Source organism: Fructilactobacillus sp. X2R5C2, assembly GCF_059901375.1.
Map to the genome: position 1 here is coordinate 352,274 of NZ_JBWXUX010000001.1, position 21,979 is coordinate 374,252.

Genomic DNA, 21,979 nt, shown 5'->3' on the forward strand with positions numbered 1-21,979 from the left:
TAAGGATTGATAAAACATGTTTGATAAACAACTTCTATCAATTCCTGGGGTCAAAAAATTAATTGCCAAGCTAAGTGTTCTAGCGGTCGTTCAATCAATCGCTATCATTCTTGAAGCTGTGTTTCTTTCACAGGCGATGGTACTTACTTGGGAACAAAAAAAGATAGCAGCGTTAACCATACCCGTGCTATCTTTTTTTGTTGCTTTCGCATTAAGATATCTGATCACAAGAATTGAAAATCAAATCACCGATAAATTTGCTAGTCAGGCAAGCAGTCAGCTAAAGGAACAACTTCTGCAAAAGGAATTTGAACTAGGACCAGCCATGGTCTCAAACATTGGCTCTGGTCACATGGTCACGCTTGCCCTTGAAGGCATTGACAAGGTAGAAAACTACCTTAATTTAATCTTGCAAAAAACCATCAACCTGGCCGTTATTCCGTGGATCATCCTGCTTTACAGTTTCTTCGTGAACTGGTTATCTGCGGTCGTCATGCTGCTGGTCTTCCCAGTTATCATCCTGTTCATGGTCATCTTGGGCCTAGCAGCTCAAGCCAAATCAGACCGCCAATACTCCGGCTTTAAAGAAATGTCGAATAATTTTATCGACAGTATGAGGGGACTAAAGACGCTAAAACTCTTTGGACTCAGTAAGAGATACGGTGATAACATTTACCGGGTCAGTGAAAACTACCGTAAAAGCACGATGAGTGTGCTGAAAGTGGCATTACTGTCTACGTTTGCCCTCGATTTCTTCACGACGATGTCAATTGCCATTGTCGCCGTCTTACTAGGAGTTAAATTGATTAACGGAACGGTGACCTTGTTGCCCGCTCTGATCATCTTGATCCTATGTCCGGACTACTTCTTACCCGTTCGGGACTACGGAAATGACTATCACGCGACCCTAGACGGTAAAAATGCCATGATCGACATTCACCACATTCTTGATTTGCCCAGTCCGACTAGTCAAATCAAGCTTCACGGCTTTAAGAACTGGACCGCTGACAGTACCCTTAAGGTCAATGACTTAAACTTTAGTTACGACCAAAAAGAGGACAACATCTCCGACGCCAACTTTAATTTAAAGGGATTCGTCAACGTTGGAATTGTCGGTCGCTCAGGATCAGGAAAGTCGACCTTGCTTAACTTACTTGGCGGTTGGCTCTCGCCGACTAACGAGAACGGCCATCTCCCATTTGAAGTCAACGGTCAAAAAATTGACAGTTTGGCCCAACCCGAGTGGCAAAAACACATTAGTTACATTCCCCAGGATCCCTACATCTTTGCCGGAACAATTGCACAAAACATTGCTTTCTACAAGCCCAACGCTGATATGGATGCCATTAACGCAGCCATTGAAAAAGCAGGGTTAGAGCGCTTTGTAAATAGTCTTCCCGACAAAGCAGCTACCAAGATCGGGGAAGGTGGTCGTGGTATCAGTGGTGGTCAGGCCCAACGGATTGCTCTGGCCCGCACACTACTTGATACCCAACGAACGATTCTCCTACTCGATGAACCGACCGCCCATTTGGACATTGAAACCGAGTATCAATTGAAACAAACCATGGTTCCCATTTTTAAGGACCATCTCGTTATCTTTGCCACTCATCGATTGCACTGGATGAACGAAATGGACTACATCTTGGTCATGGAAGACGGAAAAATCGTTGAACAAGGGACTCAGTCCAAACTGACCAAACAAAACGGAGCCTATAAACGATTAATTAGTGAGATTCGAGGTGATGACAATGCGTAAACTTCTTAAACACGATACGTGGATTAAACCGTATCTAACTAAGTACAAGGTCTTGTTGTTCTGGGTCTTCTTTCTAGGTGTTCTCACGTTTGGATGTGGAATCGGACTAATGTTCGTTGCCGGCTATCTAATTAGCCGTTCGGCAACCCATCCGTACAACATCCTGATCGTCTACGTGCCAGTCATCTTGACGCGGGCCTTCGGAATTGGACGACCAGTCTTCAAGTACCTCGAACGAATTAACAGTCATAACTGGGTGCTAAAGGTGACGTCAGCTTTAAGAAAACGCCTCTATACTACCCTTGAATCATCGGCCCTCTTTTTAAGTGAAAAGTTTCAAACCGGTGACCTGTTAGGTGTCCTAGCTGATGACATCGATCATCTAGAAAACCTGTATCTTCGGACTATTTTTCCCACCATCGTGGCCTACATCACTGGAATCGTTATCATTGTGGCCCTCGGAATCATCAGTTGGCCATACGCCATCTTTATGTTCGTAGCGTTCGCCATCGTCCTGTTTTTCGTTCCCCTCGCTTCGGTCGCAATGCGGGGCGCTTCCAAGGAGTACCAAAAGTCCCTTTTGCATCAGTCCTACGAGAACTTGACCGATTCTACCCTAGGAATTGCCGACTGGATGATTTCTGGAAGAGAAAAAGGCTTTATCAGCCACGTCCGCAAAAACGATCCCAAAATCGCTAAATCAAACGACAAAACTCACCTCTTTGAGTGGAACCGTGAATTCTTAATTAAGGTTGTCTTTGCGATCATCATTATTGGAACCCTCTTGTGGTCGAACCTGTACTTCAAGGGCTCTCAAGAACTTGTCAACTACGCGGCTGCCTTCGTCATGGGAATCTTTCCCTTGATGGACGCCTTCGTGCCCGTCTCACAGGCCCTCGAAGAATGGCCCATGTATAGTGATTCGGTCGTTCATTTAAATCAACTTTCTGATGAAGAAAAACATCCGTACGTTACTGACGAAAAGTTGCCAACACCAGCTGAATTTCAGTCCATCAAGCTCGATCACGTAACTTTTCATTATCAGGACGACAAGAACGACATCATCAGGGACGTCTCCTTTAAGATTGATAAGCACCATAAACTGGCGATCATCGGACCCAGTGGAGTTGGTAAAACTACCCTACTACAACTACTAACCGGTGCGCTTGTTCCAACCAGTGGACACGTGCTCATTAACAACGTCGATGCCTACAAATTAGGCTCTAACAGTTACAAGTGGTTCAGTGTCCTGGATCAGAGTCCGTTTCTGTTCGATACCAGCGTCCTAAACAACGTCCGGATTGGAAACGAAACCGCGACGGATGAAGACGTCAAAAAAGCCATTAAGGCCGTGGGACTCTCGGATTACATTGAATCACTGCCTGAAGGATACGACACCAACGTAAAGGAAAACGGAATCCGATTCTCGGGTGGTCAACGGCAACGAATTGCGTTAGCCCGCATCTTGCTGCAGAATAATCCAATTGTTCTGCTAGACGAACCAACCGTGGGACTGGATCCCATCACCGAGAACAACCTGATTAAGACGATTAGTCGTGTTCTAAAGGACAAGACCGTCATCTGGGTTACCCATCATCTTCAGGGATTGGACGAAATGAACGAGGTCATCTTCCTGGAAAATGGCGTGATCAAGATGGAAGGAAATCCAAAAGAATTGTATAAAAATAACGCCCGTTACCGTAAGTTATACGCAATGGACGTTGGAGAGTAAAATTCGATTATTTGGATGACTGAAACAATTCAGAAATGATAGTTTTAAGAATGGCAGTACTTTCGGACTGCGGCAACTTCGCAATGAGATGAAAAGCATCATCAAGATACTGGTCGTAAATCTGACGAGCCACTTTCATTCCGCCACTGTCACTTACAATTTCAACAATTTGTTTAAGATCAGCTTTATCAAGCTGGTCTTTTTTTAGGATCTTTTTTAATTGGGGCGCATCTGCGGTCTTTAAAGCCTCGATTACTGGTAAAGTGTAGACACCCTCACTTGCATCGTGAAGAGTGGGCTTCTCGGTCTCAACGGCAGGCTCAAAGTCTAGGAGATCGTCTCTAATCTGAAACGCCATCCCAAAGTTTAAGCCAATCTTTTCAGCCACTTGAATGGTCGATTGGTCCGCTTGAGAGAGAATGGCCCCCTCACCCATGGCTACCTTGAAGAGTTCCGCAGTCTTACCTTGAATGGAATTAAAGTAGTCCTGCTCACTACGATCCAGATCAAATTTACTGACGTCCTGAGCGAGTTCGCCAAACAGAACGTCCTTCATACTCTCAACGTTATAGCGTAAATTATCAAAACTAGGTGCGTAGTCCAAGAGCATCTCAAAGTACTTGGTAAACAGGTAATCACCTAGGTAAATGGCTTCTCGCTGCCCAAATTGGGAGTTTAACGTGCTTTCTCCCCGTCTTAGGTCCGATTGATCGATCACATCATCGTGGACCAGAGAGGCCAAATGAATGACCTCAATGGAGGCTGCAGCTTTCAATAATTTCTGACGATCAACGGTCACTTTCCCAAAGTGACCTGAAATCAAAACGAGTGCCGCCCGCAACATTTTCCCGTTTCCGGTCACTAATTGTTCGATTCCCTGTTCAAAATTAGCTTCGGGAACCTGAATTTCATCAGTTATGATCGATTGAACCTGTTCCAGTTCTTTTTCAAGGTCTGGAAATTTATTCCAAATGGTAGTTTTCATATCTTTTCCCTTTTTTATGGTAACTTTACAATACTTTCATGGTACTATAATAATAACATTATCCTTAATAATAATAACATTAACAACAATTTTTGGAGGTAACGCAATGACTTGGAAATACTTTTATCAATTAACCGAAATGTACACTACTCCAGTAGATGTCTTACTCCTACTGTTCTGTGCCAGCTTTTCGTACTACTTTTATGGCTCCTTTAACTGGCTTTACGCCACGTGGGCCTTCTTCATCGTGTTTGGCATGCATCTCTTTTTAAACATACATAACAACTTAGAGGACTATGAGCACGCCACTGATGTTACTGATTACAAGCATAGTACCAGCATCATCGGGATGCATCACTTAAGCCTCAAAATGATCCGAAACTGGGTAATTGGAATGGGCGTTATCATCGCCATTTTAGGTTTAATCTTGGCCTACTTCACCGGCTGGCCCACGTTAGTGATTGGGGTGATCGGTTTTGGCCTTGGGGTTGCCTATTCTGCTGGTCCCAGACCACTGGATTCCACTCCATTTTGTGAGCTCGCAACGGGCATGCTCATCATGTTCTTTGATCCACTGGTCTACGTCTACTTGGGAAGCATCAATCGTCATCCCTTCACGTGGGGCAGTGTCTGGGACGTCTTCTTGGGTACCATGTTCCTGTTCGTACTGGCTTACATTACTCAGTTAGCTAACAATACCTGTGACCTTCACCAAGACATTGGTAACCACCGTTACACCCTGGTGTATTACATCGGAAAATCAGACGCAATTAAATTATTTACAATCGTTTTCTGGCTGACAATCTTAATCATACCAATTTTATCCTACTTTGGATACGTCCCACTACTTTCTAATCTGACTATTTTAGCTTACCCACTTGCATGGAAGAAGATTAAAGTTTTTCTAACCAACCAGAGTAAAAAAGAAGTTTACCATGATATTGTAGGTGGCGTGACGATGTTAATGGGAATCTATATCGTTACCTATATGATTGGAACTTTAATCAAATTCTTTCTTTAATAAATAATCAGCAAGAGGAGGCTGTATCATGACCTGGAAATATTTTTATGAACTGACCGAGATTTACACTACCCCACTTGATGTCACCTGGCTCATCCTGGCGGCTAGTTTTTCGTATTATTACTATGGTTCGTTTAACTGGCTTTACGCCATCTTTGCCTTCGTGATTGTGATTGCCCTGCACCTCTTTTTGAACATGCAAAACAATCTAGAAGACTACGAACACGCGACCGACAAAACGGACTATAAACACAGTACCAGTACCATCGGCAGTAACCACCTTAGTCTGTCCATGATCAGACACTGGCTCCTTGGATTTGGCACTTTCATCGTAATTGCGGGACTAATCCTTAGTTATTTCACCGGTTGGCCCACGTTGGTCATTGGGGTGATTGGATTCATCCTAGGTTTGGCTTACTCAGCTGGTCCAAAGCCACTGGACGCCACCCCGTTCTGTGAACTTGCCGTTGCCGCCTTGATTCCGTTTTTTGTTCCTTTGATTTATATGTACATGGGAAGTATCCGACGCTGGAACTTCACCCTGCAGAGTGTGCTCGACGCCTTCTTGGTTACCCTGTTACCGTTCATTTTATTCTTCATCATTCAGCTGGCTAACGACACCTGTGATCTAGAACAAGACATTGGGAATAATCGACACACCCTGGTTGATTACATCGGCAAACAGAATTCGATCCGCGTATTTGATTTGGTTTACTGGCTTTCAATCTTGGTTATCCCCATCTTGTCACTGGTAGTTGGAATTGTGCCCTACTTCGCCCTTGTAACCATTCTGATTTATCCGTACGTTTGGTCGAAAGTGAAAGTGTTCAACACCAACCAGGACAAAGAGGAGATCTACAACGTCATCGTTATGAACATTTCGTTAATTGTGATGCTGTACATCCTGACATACATGGTAGGAACCGTCCTTACTTATCTATTTAAATAAATTAAAAGCATCCCAGATAAAAATTCTGGGATGCTTTTTTCGTATTTATGATTGAAGATGCTAATTCACATAATGAGCCAATTGATTCAGCAACTTATTCTGATATTCATCATACAAGCTTCGTAAGGGATGCAGATGATCGTTTCTTATTAACCAGGGCTTATCAAAATTAGTGTAGTGAATGATAACGGGTCGTTCAAGTGCTTCTTGTTGCGATCTCCGTCCTGATTCAGTGCCACTTTTTCGGTACTTCCCTTTCACCAGATTACTCTGAACGTTGTACTTAGATGGCAGGGACTGCCAGTCCCCATTAAAGATGGCATTGAGGGCATCTTGATCCTGGAAGCGCAGAATTTCAGGATGATCATTAGCGAGGTTTCGTGCCCTTTGCGAAATTCCCTGTTCCTTCCATTTCTTAGTGTCGATGAGGAGAAGTCCGGCATTAAAGTAACGACCGGGTTTCTCACTTACACCCATCTCACGCAGCCGATCCAAGTAACCAGCATTTTCAACGGCGCCAATAACTTTATCACCAAGGTCAGCCTGCCATAGTCCAGTGATATCGCCATCACAGATCATGTCAGCGTCAAGGTACAGAATTCGAGGTCGTTTGACCTCTTCGGGGATATCAATCCGGTAGTAAGTGTTTCGTTTGATTATACTGTTAGGAGCATCCGTATTGGCTTGTTGATAACGCTCTTCATGAGGATCTAGAAACTTAACCAAACGACAATTTTCAAATATTCTTTGCAGACTCATCATCAATTTTTTATTGGACTGCTTCAGATGATCATTTACGACAAAAAATTCAAAGTCAGTATGCGGGTTATTACATAAGAGCGACGTGTAATTAATGACTAGTGGAATGGCCATGTTGTTGTCGGTGGTCGAGGCAATCGTAATCGGATCGCCCACACCGTTTAATTTTTTCACTAGGCCCAATCTCCATTACGAAAGACCGGGATCACCGTTCCATCAGCTTTCACACCGTCAATGTTCATGTCATCAGAGCCCATCATGAAGTCAACGTGTTCCTGACTGCTATTTAAGCCAGCCTGATCCAGCTCAACTGGACTCATTTCGGTTCCACCAACCACGCTAAATGGGTAGGCCGCACCAAGTGCCATGTGGTCGCTCGCATTTTCGTCATACAAAGTGTTGTAGAAAATAATCCCAGACTGAGAAATCGGACTTGGATCAGGAACTAAAGAAACTTCCCCTAGAGATCGAACCCCGGGATCCGTCTGCAGCAAGTGATCCAGTGTTTTTTGTCCTTTTTTAGCAGTGGCTTTGACAACCTGACCATCTTTAAAGGTAAATTCCATGCCTTCAATGAGGGTTCCAGCATAGCTCAGCGGTTTCGTGGAAGTGACATGACCATTAATCCGACGCTTGTCAGGAGCGGTAAAGACCTCTTCGGTTGGCATGTTTGGCATGAATGAAATTCCGTCAGCACTAGTACTGCCCGCACCAACCCACACATGGTTCTTAGGAAGTCCAACTTCCATGTCAGTCCGTGGTGAATGGTACTGGAGGGTGTCAAATTGTTGTTCGTTTAACCAGGCCGCTTTGCTTTCTAACTGGTCCTTGTGCTCTTTCCAAGCTTGAATCGGATCATCATTATCAACTCGTGCCGTCTTGAAGATTTCTCGCCATAACTTATCAACGGCTTCATCGTCAGATAAGTCAGGGAAAACTTGTTTAGCCCAAGCGGTATCAGCGGCACCAACAACCGTCCATGTCAGATCGTTGTTCTGGGTAGCAACCCGTACCGCGTTAGTGGCTTTCCCCATGGCAGCAGAGTTTTTGGCGACTCGTTTCGGGTTGATCTTAGCAAAGGCTGCGGGATCTTCAGAAAGCACCGATATTCTAGCAGCGTGTTTGTCTACAATATATTGGGATTCGTCGACTAAGTATTGAGGGACATTGGCTAGTCGCTCTTCACTAGCGTGTTCCAGAAATTGTTGGGAAACAAGTGTGTCATCCCACTTCACCATTACGTCGGCGGCTCCAGCCTGATAAGCTTCTTTCACAATCATGTGGGCAAACTCCGGTTGTCGATCAGAAATGTACAAGACGACGGTTTGACCAGGTTGCACATTTACACCAACCTTTACAATTAATTCAGCATACTTTTTTAAATTGGCGTTTAATTCTTCTTTCTTCATGTAACCACCCTTTCTTAGTTCGTTTTTCTTGTTGCGTCCATTTTATTAATTTTGATTTCTAATTACAATTAATAAGTATAATCCATTGAAATCAAAATTTAACTTACAGAAGGTTAGTGCCGTAAACTCAGTCTTTCCTCCTATTTGACTTCACAATCCCTGCCAAAAAAATTGGAGAGAGGGCGTCACGCCGTGCTAAAATGGAAGATATTACTTATCGAAAATGGAGGGATCGACGTGTCAAAAGCAGCCAAACGAGCAATTTTCATCCTGATTATTGCGAACTTTATCATATGTCTAGGGATGAGTCTGGTGATTCCAGTTGAGCCCTTTATCAAGAACGAATATCACCTAACAACCGCTCAAATGGGAACAATGACATCATTATATGCTTTAGCCCAGTTTATCGGTTCACCAATCGTCGGACGAGTTTCTGACAAAGTAGGTCGTGCACCAATTTTAGCTGGTGGCCTGATACTGTATTCAGTATCAGAGGTAATGTTTGCTGCATCGAACACGCTCTTGCTGTTCGATGCTTCGCGACTGATCGGTGGAATTTCTGCTGCCATGGTCGTTCCGACGTCAATGGCAATGGCCGCTGACCTCTCATCATCTGAACAACGTGCCAAGGTAATTGGACTCCTCTCGGCGGCCTTCAGTGGTGGGTTAATCATTGGACCCGGAATCGGAGGAGCCCTCGCCAAGTTTGGCTACAAGACGCCATTTTGGTTCGCGGGCGCCCTCGGGATCATCGCCGTCATTTTCTTCGTGGTGGGATTACCAAAACATATCAAACAAACTGGTAGTTCTAACGCAGTGATGGAGGAAGTTCACATTACCGAGAAGGGACTCAAATCTATCTTAAACGGTGCCATGGTCGCGCTCTTTGCCATGATCTTAATTTCATCCTTTGGTCTGCAGGGATTTGAAAGTATCTACACGATCTACGTCAACCAGGTCTTTCACTTTACCCTTGATAACATCGCCATTGTGCTAATCATCAACGGAATGATCTCATTGGTTCTGCAGGTGGTCTTCTTCGATTGGCTGGTGAGAATGCGCGGTGAACTGGGTCTGATTCGGGACTGTTTCATATTGAGTTCGATCTGCATCGTCTGGATTCTGTTCGCCCACACTAAGATTGAGGTCATCATCGCAACGCTAGTCGTATTCTGTGCGTTCGATGTATTGCGTCCAGCTATCACGACGTTATTAACCCGTTTTGGCAAAAACAACCAAGGATTAATTAACGGTCTTAACATGTCACTGACCAGCGTTGGTAATATCATTGGTCCCATCTTTTCAGGAATTTTGATGGACATCAATCCACACTATCCCTACTCCATCGTAGCCATTATTTTACTGTTCTCTGCGTTCATAACATTTGTAGTTCGTTACGAAATGCGTCACACTAAGGGCGTCAAAAGTGATGAATAGAAACAGGAGGAAATGCATATGGCAAAGAAAGTCTTGATTTTAGGTGCTGCAGGCCAAATTCCTAGCATCGTAATCCCAAAGTTATTAAAGGAAACCGACGTCGACATGACGCTGTTAGCACGGAACGCTAAGAGCCGTTTGACCGCTAATGATCCTGAACGTGAGACCATCGTTGATGGCGACATTAATGATACCAGTAAATTAACGGATGTTATGAAGGGACAAGACATCGTCTTTTCAGATGTCCCTCACGCTGAGGCGATGAGTTCTGTGATTAAGGCGATGGATCAGGCTGGCGTCAAACGCTTAATCGTAGCCGGCTTGTTGGACGTTGACGATACGGTAGTTGGATCATTCAAGAAATGGAATAATGACATGATCGGAAGCGGCTACCCTGACACCAAGAAGGCCTATCAGGAACTACTTGATTCTGATGTCGACTACACTTATCTAAAAATGACTTGGCTTTACAATGACAAGAACAACGAGAATTACAAGGTCATCCCCGCTGGTGAACCATTTAAAGGCACCCAAGTTACTCGGGAGGCAATCGCTAAGTTGATTGTCAGCATCATCGAAGATCCAAGCAAGTACCAACGTGAAGATATTGGGGTAGTTGAACCTGGTACGGAGAATCTTTCAAAGCCTTCATTTTATTAAAAAAATATAATCCAAACGGTCGGCAAATTGTTGACCGTTTTTTATTTTAACTATTTCTTACCAATTACGTTATAATTAATACAGTAATAGCTTTAATAAAGGGAGCGTTTTTATGTTTAATGCAAAAGAAAAAAGTTTTGACGGATGGGCTTTAATCGCGGGAATCATCTTTATTGCCGCCGGCATCTTCGTCTTTGTAAAACCATTCGCAACTCTGCAAGCACTAGCGGTCATCCTAGGAGTCGTCGCACTCTGCATTGGTCTGTATCACTTGGTGCTTCACCGTCAGTTGCAAAAAAATCTTGACGTTTCAAGTTATCTAGTAATCTTTAACGGAATTATCGATATTATCATCGGTCTTTTCCTATTATTCAGTGAATCATTTGGCTTTTATCTAATCGCAATTGCCTTTGCCATCTGGTTTATCGTGGATTCTGGGCTGAGTATTTACTCCGCCACGAAGGCCCAACAAAAATCACCCAAACGTTACTACTGGTTGATTGTGACAGCTGGAATTATTGGGATCATCATTGGAATTATTCTATTGTTTACCCCATACTTTTCCAACGCCGTTGTCATTATATTCATCGGAATCTACTTCATTATTGAAGGAATCAAATTGTTAATAATGGCATTTTAATTAAATTGAAAATAATGCTTTATAATTTAATAATTATAAAGCATTTTTATTTAATCACTTTGAGAGAGGGATTATCATATACGAATTAATAAAGAAAAACATTTAATATGTATGAAATAATTTTAAACTAATTTCTATTAAAAGAATTAAATGATAAGAAGTAAAGTTTTATTAATAATACACTTATAAAACTTGAGAACTAATGAATAATAAAAAGAGAAACCATTCTTGTAAACAGTTTCTCTTTAATCAGTAAATCATTTCATTATGTGAGTTTTACTGATTGTTTTGTTTCATTTTTCCTAGCATAATTTCTAATTTAGCTGTATTAACAGCATCATAGTTTTGCGACCAAAGTGACGCATTTTTCCCAGCACTTTGAGGATTATTTCCCAGTGTTCGTGACATGTTAACTGTATTTCCAACTAGTTTTCCTCTTAATTTTTTCCAAACTTCAAATGGATCCACAGACCAAACTAATTCATCATTTTCTTCATCGATTAATGCTCTAAACGAAGATAAAATTGGAAAAATCAATCCTTGAGAAATTTGATACTCAGTAGGATTCTTAAAGTATTTAGTTTCAAAATGCTTTTTGGGCTCAACTCCCTTAACTTTACCAAATTTACCATTTGGAGTAGATAAATTATAACCACTATTCATCTCCTTTTCAATTACATCATAAAGTTCGGTTATTTTAGGTAACAATGGTGCAATTTTCACATAAGGGTTGTTTTCTTTATCATACTGATGTAAGTAATCTTTTAATACTTGAGCTTTACCACTATATGCTGAAATTGGTTGTGAGTTGGAACCATTAGGATATTTAAAAATATTAAAAGCAAACATAAGTCTCAATAAATCCATTGAATCCAAAGATTTATCGTCTTCATTAGATTTAAATTCAATATCATTCTCATATGGTTGACCTTTTATTGCTTCTTTTACAAATTGAAATTTCTTAGCTAATTCAGCAATAGCTTTATCAGGAACCTGAGCACTTGTATTTCTAGCTTCTGCAAGATCATCAATATTTCTTACTTTTGTCATAATTTCTAGGTGTACAAATTGCTCATCATCATTACTTATTTCATCTCTATGATTTAAAATTGCATCATAAGTGTGGCCTCCATCTAAAACACCATACAAACTTTTATCATGAGAATTATCTTGTCCAATGTCCAAGTTCACTCTTTTATTCAATGTATCAAGTTTTATATTCTTAGCAGAAATTAAAATTCCTCTATTATTAACAAAAAAATTATCAGTTCCATCGGTTAATCCAGATACAATTTTCTTGTAGACCTTCTTTTTTGAGTTAACTTTTCTAGGATTTACTTCTGTTGGAAGACCACTAGGTATATTATTTACATTTACATACAAGTGATATACGTTTCTATCGTCATTATGGTATGGACTAGTAACTCTAGTAGCTTTAACATAAGGGAATATCTTTATTGTATCTTTGCTTTTAATTTCCATTGTTTTACTCCTCTTTTTCCATTAAAATGGACTTATATTTTGTGATAAAGAACGGGCCCTGTTCCTTATTACAAAAACTACTATACATGGTAATTAAAATGTTATGAAGGAACCATGGTACCTAATATGACAATTAAAAATTATAACAATAAATATCAATACCCTGACGAATTTGATTCACAAGTTGGTAATAAAATAAGATCATTAAGAAAACAAAAGAATTTATCTATTGAAGAATTTGCTGATAAAGTTGACTTATCTAACAAAACAATTAGTAATTATGAACTTGGTAAAAATTCCATAACAATATCTAGTTTAATCAAAATATTTGAAAGTGACCTATATACAGACGAATTTAGCACACTTGGGGAATTAATCGATGCTATAATAGTTGCTTCATACGAAAGAGAAATATATTAAACAAAAATGGCTTCACGTATTTAGGTACGTGAAGCCATTTTATTTTGCTATTTTAATTTAAACTAGCGAATTTCCCAGTAGTAGCATGATAAAAACCATCACCAGATCAAGGTAAACAAAGCTAGTTACGATCTGCCACTTTCCCATCGTGTGACTGGCCCAGGCTGAGTTAACAATGATAAAAACCAGCTCGACGTAGATGACCAGGGCAATCAAACCGCCGCCGACCATCATAAAACCACCAATGATCGAATGAGGACCAAAGTGAAGATTAACGGGACCAAATTTTAACCATAAAATTACAACAACCGATTGTAGTACCAGTAAGGCATTCAGGACTACGTTAATCCAGAACATCACACTATTCTTGATCAGTAGTGGCTCCAACTGTTTGTGCATCAAGAAGTACCCTAAAACCGTCAGAAGTATCATGATCACCAGCGTAATGCCGATAATTTCTAGATTGGAACTGAGGGGTTGAGAATGGCTCTCGGTCACAACGTTGATCTTCTGCCCAATCCACGTGATGACGTTGTAACCCAAGATAAAAATCATCCAGTAGATCAACATCATCCAAAACTTCGGATACAAATGAATCGGGTGATAGATCATGAAAGCATAGACGGCCGTGAAAAACAGGACGGCGATTACAAAGTACGGCCGATCCATAACGGACGCCGCCACTCCACAGATTAAGGTGGAAGCCGCTAGCCATGACCATTGCCTTCCCCATCCGTTCTTCTCGAAGAAAGCCATGGGCACCGCCATAAAAATGAAAATTAGACCAATCTCGGCTGCCAGGTGAAAGGCATCATAGTAGAGAAGATCCAAAATGACAAAGGCATACGCCGTAAGTTCCAGTGATAATGTTTTGAATTGACGTGTCTTAAAAAGTTTTTTTAGCATGTACTACCTCTTTATTAGTTTTTCTTATCTTTATTTTACACCCATTTCAGCCGGTTTTTCTAAATGTTTGTACTATCATGAGCGTTTCGGTATGATGAATTTGAGCCCAGGAGGTGAGAACATGGAAGACATTGATATTGATGAACTAAAACCCACCACCATGGTGGAATACTTTGAAAATGAACGCAAAAGCAAATTTGACGTTGGCTACGTTTTAAAGCACAACGACCAGTACGCGTTGATGAGAACCATTGACCTCGAAGGCCGGCTCGATAACTACGAACTGGTTGATCTTACCAAGGAGAACCCCGTCTTTAATACGGGAACCCCTTACCTGAAACAAATGATTGAATATCGTACACTTGCAACCGAATATGGGCTCAAGGATACACCACAAATTAAAGCAATCGAAGATCTTCCTTTTAAAAATCCACTCCAAGAAATCTTGGAATATCTCTCCCAAAACGGCGTCAATTTTGAAGTCGTCACAATGGGAAAGAAGCACCACAAGAAGGATTACATCGGTTACATGAAAAATCTTAAACAGTCTAAATTCTCGTTAATCTCAAGGGCGGTCGACGATCCGTTCGATCCCATTTTAAACGAGAAACACAAGATCAAACTCAAAAAGATTGAGATTGTGTGTTTTAATTCATGGGAGCTCATCCTTTTGACTGATCTAATCAAAAATGATTAGGAGGAAATTATGCCCAAGTCAACAAAAATTATAATTGGGATTGCTATTGTACTTGTAATTGTACTGCTCGTCTGCATGATGTTAGTACTGTTAATTCCCGGTCCAATTGGTGAAATTTCAAACGCAATTTAAGGTTCAAACTTAAAAAGTGATCACACGACGTTTGCCGTGTGGTCACTTTTGTTTTAGTGATTTTTTAATTATTTAATGATTCCCTCATGATGGGTTGTGACATGCAACGCGCACCGCCTCGCCCACGGGACAATTCGGATGAGAAAATCTCGTGAACCTTGATGCCATGTTCCCTCATGACCTTGATGGAAACGTAGTTCCGGTCGTAGGTTACCACCTCACCGGGCGCAATGGCCAAGTTATTTGAACCATCGTTCCACTGTTCTCGTGGAGCAGCCACTGGATCACCGTTACCGGTCTCCATCAGATCAATTTCAGAGAGTCCCAGAACCTCCTTTAGGGTAGCGGGAAGACTGGTCCGATGTTCCATTTTAATGGTGTGGTCATTTCCAGGATGCAGGATGTTAATGTTCATCTTGCCACCATGCATAATACCCGGGAAAACCGTGAACTGGTCGTAGTTCACCATGGTAAAGACCGTATCCAGATGCATCATTGCGTGGTTATGTGGAATCTCAACCGCCACGATGGTGTCAAAATGAGAGTCGGGATCATCAAACAGCTTATGAGCCAACTTTTCAATGGAACGAGTTGAGGTTCTTTGTGAACAACCGATGGCAACCACGTGGTCGTTTAAAACCAGTTCATCCCCACCCTCGATCCGAGCGTCATTGTAGCGATCAAGCCATACATCAATTTTTCCAGCAAAACGAGGATGGTACTTCATCACGTACTCGGTAATCAGCGATTCTGGACGTCGGGCCTCAAAGGTCATCCGGTTGATCGTCAAACCCGATCCCATGGACGCCTGCGGATCGCGCGTAAAGTACGCATTCGGTAACGGATCCAACAAGAACGGCGTTTCCGCATCCGGCCCCGCGACTTCGTGCAAACTTGGATGCTCAAAGTGAATCTTATCACATCTCAGACCAGCGTAAATCGTAGAAACGAGTTCGTGAATCGAGAGGGTCTCGAAGTATTTCTTGATGTCTTCCGCCGAGTTACCGGTATAGTAGTGTTCGGCCAAATAGGTAGTTAGAAAGTCGTCTCGGACATCATCGTCTTGTAAAACGTCCTCCAACAAATCCTCAATGTAGACCGTCTCCACTCCCTGATCACGCAGAAGATGAGCGAAGTAATCGTGCTCTTCGTCAGCAATTTTTTGAAACGGAACGTCGTCAAACAGCATGCGCTTCATCGTGGCTGGTGTGATGTTCTCAATTTCTTTTCCGGGTCTGTGCAACAATACCGATTTCAATCGGCCAATCTCTGAGTTTACTTCAATCGCAGATTTCATAGTACCTTCCCCTTCAAGTGACGCTGTTGTTAGTCTTGATTGTCCCTAAGTTTACCACGAAAGTCAGATAATTGGTGATATCCTTTGTGAATCATTAAATTTGTTAGTTCGGAATCTAACCGCGCAAAAATCTCGGGCCCTTCCTTTTGAAGTGCCGTTCCCACTTCCACAATGTCAGCACCACACAAAATGAGTTCAAAGGCATCCTTTCCGGTGCTAACACCACCGGTTCCGATGATTTTGATGTCAGGATTCAGTCGTTGTCGAAATGCCCGCACGTTAGCCAGGGCAATCGGCTTCACGTAAGTACCACCGATGCCACCAAAACCACCTTTGGGTTTGATGACAGCGGACTCGGTATCAGCGTCCACCACGAGGCCGTTACCAACGCTGTTAATCGTGTTGATGTAGGTCAAGGGATACTGATTTAAAATCTTGCTGACGGCGTCATACTGTTGCAGGTCAAAGTATGGCGGTAGTTTCACTCCCAGTGGCTTGGTGTAAAAACTAAAGACCGCTTTCAGGGCAGCCGCAATCGCCGCAAAGTCGTAACCGATTTGCGGTTTACCAACCACGTTGGGGCACGACAAATTCAGCTCACAGAGACCGTTAAAATTACTCTTTTGGACCTCTTTTAAAGCTGCAATGTCATCACCAATAGATGTTCCCGAAATGGAAAGATCGATTGGTTTATCGATTTGGTTATGCTCGATGTAATCGAGATAGTATGTAAGACCCTGATTTGGCAGTCCCATGGAGTTAATGCTGCCAAGTTCCGTATTCGCGTATCGTGGCTTGAGATTGCCCGTCCGCGGTTTCAAGGTTGCACTCTTGGTGGTGACCCCACCGGCTTCGGAGTTTAAGATTTGGTTCATTTCCTGTTCTGTCTCATCAAAGACCCCCGCTGCGTTGACAAAGGGATGCTCAAACGTTTCGTTGCCAATCCGTGCCGAAATCGAAATGTGATTCATGGTCAATAACTCCTTTGGTATAAAAAAGCCACAACTACGACCAGGGCATTCAGAGAAGTTCCCATAAGTCATAATTGTGGCTGCGATTTATTTAGTTAAGATAGATAATCTTTTGGCTTCTCTGAACCAATTAAAGATTGATTGTTATTATCATAACGGGAAGGGACCGTCATTGTCAACTGAGACACCTTACCCCCAAATTGCAGTTGACTTTCCGCATTAATTTAGTTAGAGTGTTTATCAATAAATAGAGGCTACTTTAATCCGATCCAGAGAGATGGGAAAGTTAACTGGGATGTCAAGAAATGGGCGTACTACGTTAATTGGTAGTAGGCCCTTTATTTATGCGCTGAATCGAACGGATCGAAATCAAGGAGGATAAAATGACAGATTCTTACAAGCATGACCTAGTGACGGTAGCCGACATGGACGAAGATCAGGTCCTACATAAAATCAAACTAGCCCAATTATTTCAACGTGGCAAGACCGTCCACCTTAATCGTCCCACCTACGCGATGAACCTCTTTTTTGAGAATAGCACCCGAACCCACACCAGTTTTGAAATGGCAGAACGCCGCCTCGGAGTCCAAGTCCTGCAGTTTAACGCTGGCTCCAGTTCGGTCACCAAGGGTGAAACTCTGGCCGACACCATCAAGACCCTACAGGCGATTGGCGTTGACATTGCGGTAATTCGCCATCCCGAAAACGAGTACTACCGCAAATTACTGGATGAAAATCTAAAAATTAGCATTGTAAACGGTGGTGACGGCAGTGGTCAACATCCCTCCCAATCCCTGCTGGACATGATGACAATCTATCAGGAATTCGGCACCTTCAAGGATTTAAACGTTGGGATCATTGGCGATCTAAACCACTCTCGGGTTGCTCGCTCCAACATGGAACTCCTAACCAAACTAGGTGCACACGTCTCATTTGCTGGTCCTGACCAGTGGTACGATCAAAAGTTTGAAGATTATGGCCAACGTTTAACGGTTGATGAACTTGCCAAAAACTCCGCCATTGTGATGTTACTAAGGGTACAAAAAGAGCGCCTCGGACAGGAACTCGCGGATTTTGACGCTGCCAGTTACCACGAACAGTTTGGGTTGACCAAGGATCGTTACCACACCATGAAGGATCACGCGATCATCATGCACCCCGCTCCGGTAAATCGTGGGATTGAGATTGATTCTGACCTAGTTGAGGCCGACAAGTCCCGCATCTTCAAACAGATGACGAACGGAATGTACATGCGGATGGCCATTTTAACCGACGTACTGGTCAACAAGGGTATTGTGAACAAGGCCGAGATTGAGGGAATTGACTAACCATGAAAACTTTAATTCAAGCCGGAATGATTTTTCAGGATTCTGAATTTCAAACTCGTGACATTCTGTTAAACGACGGTATCATTGCCCAAATTGGCCCTCACATTGACCCAACTCAAGCTGATCAAATCATCGCTGCCAGTGGTCAAACCGTGCTACCCGGATTAGTGGACGTCCACGTTCACTTCAGAGACCCAGGCCAGACTGACAAAGAAACCGTGAAAACCGGAAGTGAAGCGTCCGCTCACGGCGGCTATACCACCGTTTGTGCCATGCCAAATGTTACACCGGTGCCCAACACTCCTGACAAGTTGAAGCAGATGATTAATTACAATGATGAACAAGGTGTGATAAGCGTGAAACAGTTCGCCCCAGTGACCTACGACGAGCGCGGGGATCAGTTGGTTGACTTTGATGGGATGAAGAAGGCTGGAGCGGTCGCTTTTAGTAACGATGGCGTTGGCATCCAAACCGCCAAAACCATGTACGACGCCATGACAGCCATCGCGAAAACTGGTCTCCCACTTGCGGCGCACGTCGAAGACCACGCGTTAATGAACGGAGGCGTGATGAACGAGGGCTCGGCGTCAAACAAGCTCGGACTTAGGGGAGCTCCAGAAGTAGCCGAGACCAGCCAACTTGCTCGTGACCTAGAATTGGCTCGGGTAACGGGCGTTCACTACCACGTCTGTCACGTCTCGACGGCCAGAAGCGTTGAACTGATTCGGCGCGCCAAAGCGGACGGTGTGAACGTCACCGCTGAAGTAACGCCCCATCACCTCCTGCTAGACCACTCAATGATCCAAGCTGACGATCCCATGTATAAAATGAATCCACCCCTGCGAACCAGAAAAGATCGCGCAGAACTACTAGCCGGCTTACTCGACGGCACCATTGACATGATTGCGACCGATCATGCTCCGCACACCAGTGCTGATAAGGAACACTCCTTTAACGATGCGGCTTTCGGAATCACTGGGATTGAGACCGCATTTCCACTCCTTTACACTCAGCTAGTGAAAACTAAGAAAGTGACCCTTCCCCAATTGTTGAAGTGGATGAGTAGTGCCCCAACCGCTAAATTCAACCTATCAAACGAAAATGAAATTAAAATCGGCAATCACGCCAACTTCTCCGTTTGGGATTTGAACGACCCACACCAGATTGCCACTAAAAACATGAAATCAAAGGGCCATAACTCACCCTTTCTTGGTGAACAAGTTGATGCCAAGAATTTAACGACCTTTGCGCATGGTAAATTGGTTTATCAAGACCAATAAAAAATGCTTCACGTATTTAAATACGTGAAGCATTTTTACTATCTTTTTATTGAATCAAATCTTCCACAATAGCAGCGTTGAACTGATCCAAATCATCTGGAGTTCGACTTGTGATCAAATTATGATCCTTTACTACCGGTTCATCTTTTACGATTGCACCAGCATAGTAAATGTCAGTTTGAACCGTCTTGTAAGCGGTCATGGTACGACCCTTAACTAGTCCAGTTTGCATGAACAATTGGGGACCGTGGCAGATCGCAAACGTTGGCTTGTCAGCTAACAAGAAACTTCTAGCAAACTTTACAAACCGTGGGTCACCTCTTAGTTGATCGGGTGAAAAACCACCGGGAACCAATAAGGCATCAAAGTTTTCGGGCATTACGTCGGCAATGCCAGCATAAACCTTGGTCTTGTGACCATGTTTACCGGTAATTTCTTCGCCAGCCTTTTGATCGATGATCGTAATATCATGACCAGCCTTCTTTAGGGCATCAACTGGTGAAGTTAGTTCAACATCTTCAACGTCGTTTGTTACTAATACAGCTACTTTAGCCATTTTTAATCACTCCTTTACTAGATACAATTTAACATTGAACGGAACCATAGGGAAACCATTCTGCTTAAGAATTTCATCACAATTTGGTGGTCAATTAAACTTAATGGAATTTTGATTTACACCCCAACATAAAAGCCGTTATAATTAAAATAACTACATTTGCCAGAATTCGAGGAAAACTATGAACAATCAAAAACGGGACTTCCACCTTATCGCTGTCACGGTTGCTGCTTGCACCATCGTCGTGCTGGCAATCCTTTTAGGGTGTCTCTTGGTCTCAACTCATCACGCCAAGGCCCAGAACCAACAACTTATGACTAAGATTAAGACGGTCAAGCAGGAAACCAATACGTTAAACGCCAATAAAACCGCGCAAAAGATTCAGAAACAGCACCAAACCGGTGTCAACATCACTGCCATTCAGAAGAGTAATGACCAGGTTTATGAAAAAGCCATGAAGATGGGATACACGGCAAAGTCGAGCAAGCAACGCCAAGCTGCTAGTCAACAAATGAAGAAAAATCACTTTGATCCGGCCTTAATTAAAACGATTCTAAGTAAGAAGGGGCAAAACAAGCAATACGCCAATCAAAAAATTGAGGATATTTCCGTCAATAATGCCCGTTACGATAATCAGTCCCAGTCTTATAACGCCATGATTACCATTACCTTCGCTTCCAAAAAGAAGCAAAAACCCAACGTCTTAAACTACGTGGTCAATTATAGCGTTAAGAAGAACAAGACCACGCTCGTTGGCCAATCATTTACCAACTCGTTTGTTGCGTTAGGAGGTCAGGAAATCAATGGCTAAAAACAAAGGGTTCCACCTCAGTCGGAACGTCAGCGTGCTTGCCATCATGTTCATCATCATTGTTGTTATGCTGCTCGCCATCTTCACCTTGATGATCCATAACGATACCATCAACACTCAGGTCAATACTAACCAAGCAACGCTAGCGGCCGACCAGAAAACGTACAACCAACGTTTTAATTCACTAAATAAGAACTACAAGGACCGCCTTCTCAACACTGATAACGAAAAGGCTGGCAGTATTCTTCAAAATCAGAAGAGTGCGGACACGACGTATAAGAACCTCAATGAATTCTTCCAGATCTTTTACACCTACGACAATGACGAACAATTTCTCGCTCGTCCAAAAGTCTTAAGAGAAGCGGGGCTAATTAGTCCTAGTTATGCTGATAACCAAAAAGTCTTTGGCAAACAAGGAAACCGGAAAACCAAGGACAAGGTTAAAAGTATGGGAATTCAGAGTAAATTGGTTGGCTTACAGATGTACGATAACCCGAACAGTCCTGCCACCATTAAAAAGGTGCGCGTCATCGTAACGTACGCCACGAAGTACAATCAAAATGGTGGCGACAACGTCGACAAAATGGGTGACGTTCTCTACAACACCAAGACCAATCAGGTCATGAGCTACCAACCAATTGTGACCGTGGGTCATTCGCTAGTAACCAAGTGGGATCAATAAAAAACAACCTTCAGAAAATTCTGAAGGTTGTTTTTTTGTCCTAATTTAGATTTTGGTGGAAAGATT

The 21,979-nt window shown here is 42.8% G+C and carries 22 protein-coding genes; 14 read left to right on the forward strand and 8 right to left on the reverse strand.

Features of this window, described 5'->3' with window-relative positions:
- Positions 1 to 16: 16 nt before the first annotated feature.
- Entirely contained in the window at positions 17 to 1,759 is a 1,743-nt protein-coding gene (gene cydD, locus AC6UD2_RS01830) for a thiol reductant ABC exporter subunit CydD (protein WP_500697838.1), read from the forward strand.
- Positions 1,752 to 3,491 carry a thiol reductant ABC exporter subunit CydC gene (cydC, locus tag AC6UD2_RS01835; RefSeq protein ID WP_500697839.1) on the forward strand — a complete coding sequence of 580 codons (1,740 nt, stop codon included), beginning with the start codon at positions 1,752 to 1,754 and terminating at the stop codon, positions 3,489 to 3,491. The genes cydD and cydC overlap by 8 nt, the downstream gene beginning before the upstream one ends.
- 7 nt (positions 3,492 to 3,498) lie before the next feature.
- On the opposite strand, the gene AC6UD2_RS01840 is transcribed toward cydC, so the two are convergent.
- Positions 3,499 to 4,476, reverse strand: a complete 978-nt coding sequence (locus tag AC6UD2_RS01840) for a polyprenyl synthetase family protein (protein ID WP_500697840.1) — start codon at positions 4,474 to 4,476, stop codon at positions 3,499 to 3,501.
- Positions 4,477 to 4,582: 106 nt separating this feature from the next.
- Here AC6UD2_RS01840 and AC6UD2_RS01845 point away from each other — a divergent pair, with 106 nt between their 5' ends.
- Together AC6UD2_RS01845 and AC6UD2_RS01850 are read left to right on the forward strand one after the other, a co-directional pair.
- Positions 4,583 to 5,497, forward strand: a complete 915-nt coding sequence (locus tag AC6UD2_RS01845) for a prenyltransferase (RefSeq protein ID WP_039143406.1) — start codon at positions 4,583 to 4,585, stop codon at positions 5,495 to 5,497.
- A 28-nt stretch (positions 5,498 to 5,525) separates the two neighbouring features.
- The gene (locus AC6UD2_RS01850) at positions 5,526 to 6,446 is read left to right on the forward strand and encodes a prenyltransferase (protein WP_500697841.1); all 921 of its coding nucleotides are present in this window, start codon (positions 5,526 to 5,528) and stop codon (positions 6,444 to 6,446) included.
- A gap of 60 nt (positions 6,447 to 6,506) precedes the next feature.
- On the opposite strand, the gene AC6UD2_RS01855 is transcribed toward AC6UD2_RS01850, so the two are convergent.
- Together AC6UD2_RS01855 and AC6UD2_RS01860 are read right to left on the reverse strand one after the other, a co-directional pair.
- Positions 6,507 to 7,379, reverse strand: coding sequence for a glycosyltransferase family 8 protein (locus AC6UD2_RS01855; protein ID WP_500697842.1), 873 nt, complete (start codon positions 7,377 to 7,379; stop codon positions 6,507 to 6,509).
- Positions 7,379 to 8,614 carry an aminopeptidase gene (locus AC6UD2_RS01860; RefSeq protein WP_500697843.1) on the reverse strand — a complete coding sequence of 412 codons (1,236 nt, stop codon included), beginning with the start codon at positions 8,612 to 8,614 and terminating at the stop codon, positions 7,379 to 7,381. Before AC6UD2_RS01860 ends, AC6UD2_RS01855 begins: the two co-directional genes overlap by 1 nt.
- A gap of 237 nt (positions 8,615 to 8,851) precedes the next feature.
- Here AC6UD2_RS01860 and AC6UD2_RS01865 point away from each other — a divergent pair, with 237 nt between their 5' ends.
- The 3 genes from AC6UD2_RS01865 (at position 8,852) to AC6UD2_RS01875 (ending at position 11,351) form a co-directional block, all read left to right on the forward strand.
- Complete coding sequence (locus tag AC6UD2_RS01865) at positions 8,852 to 10,051, forward strand: MFS transporter (RefSeq protein ID WP_500697844.1); 1,200 nt, start codon at positions 8,852 to 8,854, stop codon at positions 10,049 to 10,051.
- 18 nt (positions 10,052 to 10,069) lie between these two features.
- Positions 10,070 to 10,711, forward strand: a complete 642-nt coding sequence (locus AC6UD2_RS01870; protein ID WP_500697845.1) for an NAD(P)H-binding protein — start codon at positions 10,070 to 10,072, stop codon at positions 10,709 to 10,711.
- A 112-nt stretch (positions 10,712 to 10,823) separates the two neighbouring features.
- Positions 10,824 to 11,351, forward strand: coding sequence for a DUF308 domain-containing protein (locus tag AC6UD2_RS01875; protein WP_010022300.1), 528 nt, complete (start codon positions 10,824 to 10,826; stop codon positions 11,349 to 11,351).
- 276 nt (positions 11,352 to 11,627) lie between these two features.
- Here the strand turns inward: AC6UD2_RS01875 and AC6UD2_RS01880 are convergent, their stop codons facing one another.
- Positions 11,628 to 12,833, reverse strand: a complete 1,206-nt coding sequence (locus AC6UD2_RS01880) for an AIPR family protein (protein WP_500697846.1) — start codon at positions 12,831 to 12,833, stop codon at positions 11,628 to 11,630.
- A 126-nt stretch (positions 12,834 to 12,959) separates the two neighbouring features.
- Between AC6UD2_RS01880 and AC6UD2_RS01885 the strand changes: the two genes are divergently transcribed.
- A complete protein-coding gene (locus tag AC6UD2_RS01885; protein WP_500697847.1) occupies positions 12,960 to 13,253 on the forward strand; it encodes a helix-turn-helix domain-containing protein in 294 nt (97 codons plus the stop codon).
- A gap of 57 nt (positions 13,254 to 13,310) precedes the next feature.
- Here AC6UD2_RS01885 and AC6UD2_RS01890 read toward each other — a convergent pair whose 3' ends face one another.
- On the reverse strand, positions 13,311 to 14,159 hold the full coding sequence (locus AC6UD2_RS01890; protein ID WP_500697848.1) for a hypothetical protein: 849 nt from the start codon (positions 14,157 to 14,159) through the stop codon (positions 13,311 to 13,313).
- 121 nt (positions 14,160 to 14,280) lie between these two features.
- Between AC6UD2_RS01890 and AC6UD2_RS01895 the strand changes: the two genes are divergently transcribed.
- Entirely contained in the window at positions 14,281 to 14,856 is a 576-nt protein-coding gene (locus AC6UD2_RS01895) for a hypothetical protein (RefSeq protein WP_039143426.1), read from the forward strand.
- 9 nt (positions 14,857 to 14,865) lie between these two features.
- Complete coding sequence (locus AC6UD2_RS01900) at positions 14,866 to 14,988, forward strand: hypothetical protein (protein ID WP_500697849.1); 123 nt, start codon at positions 14,866 to 14,868, stop codon at positions 14,986 to 14,988.
- 64 nt (positions 14,989 to 15,052) lie between these two features.
- Here AC6UD2_RS01900 and arcA read toward each other — a convergent pair whose 3' ends face one another.
- Positions 15,053 to 16,285: an arginine deiminase gene (gene arcA / locus AC6UD2_RS01905; RefSeq protein ID WP_500697850.1), complete on the reverse strand. Its 1,233-nt coding sequence runs from the start codon at positions 16,283 to 16,285 to the stop codon at positions 15,053 to 15,055.
- A gap of 29 nt (positions 16,286 to 16,314) precedes the next feature.
- Positions 16,315 to 17,256, reverse strand: coding sequence for a dihydroorotate oxidase (locus AC6UD2_RS01910; RefSeq protein ID WP_500697851.1), 942 nt, complete (start codon positions 17,254 to 17,256; stop codon positions 16,315 to 16,317).
- A gap of 383 nt (positions 17,257 to 17,639) precedes the next feature.
- Between AC6UD2_RS01910 and AC6UD2_RS01915 the strand changes: the two genes are divergently transcribed.
- Both AC6UD2_RS01915 and pyrC read left to right on the forward strand, forming a co-directional pair.
- Positions 17,640 to 18,584, forward strand: a complete 945-nt coding sequence (locus AC6UD2_RS01915; protein ID WP_500697852.1) for an aspartate carbamoyltransferase catalytic subunit — start codon at positions 17,640 to 17,642, stop codon at positions 18,582 to 18,584.
- A 2-nt stretch (positions 18,585 to 18,586) separates the two neighbouring features.
- A complete protein-coding gene (gene pyrC / locus AC6UD2_RS01920) occupies positions 18,587 to 19,864 on the forward strand; it encodes a dihydroorotase (RefSeq protein ID WP_500697853.1) in 1,278 nt (425 codons plus the stop codon).
- A gap of 46 nt (positions 19,865 to 19,910) precedes the next feature.
- Here pyrC and AC6UD2_RS01925 read toward each other — a convergent pair whose 3' ends face one another.
- Positions 19,911 to 20,420, reverse strand: coding sequence for a type 1 glutamine amidotransferase domain-containing protein (locus tag AC6UD2_RS01925; RefSeq protein WP_500697854.1), 510 nt, complete (start codon positions 20,418 to 20,420; stop codon positions 19,911 to 19,913).
- A gap of 181 nt (positions 20,421 to 20,601) precedes the next feature.
- Between AC6UD2_RS01925 and AC6UD2_RS01930 the strand changes: the two genes are divergently transcribed.
- Positions 20,602 to 21,231: a hypothetical protein gene (locus AC6UD2_RS01930; protein WP_500697855.1), complete on the forward strand. Its 630-nt coding sequence runs from the start codon at positions 20,602 to 20,604 to the stop codon at positions 21,229 to 21,231.
- The gene (locus AC6UD2_RS01935) at positions 21,224 to 21,913 is read left to right on the forward strand and encodes a hypothetical protein (RefSeq protein ID WP_500697856.1); all 690 of its coding nucleotides are present in this window, start codon (positions 21,224 to 21,226) and stop codon (positions 21,911 to 21,913) included. The genes AC6UD2_RS01930 and AC6UD2_RS01935 overlap by 8 nt, the downstream gene beginning before the upstream one ends.
- The last annotated feature ends 66 nt before the right edge of the window (positions 21,914 to 21,979 follow it).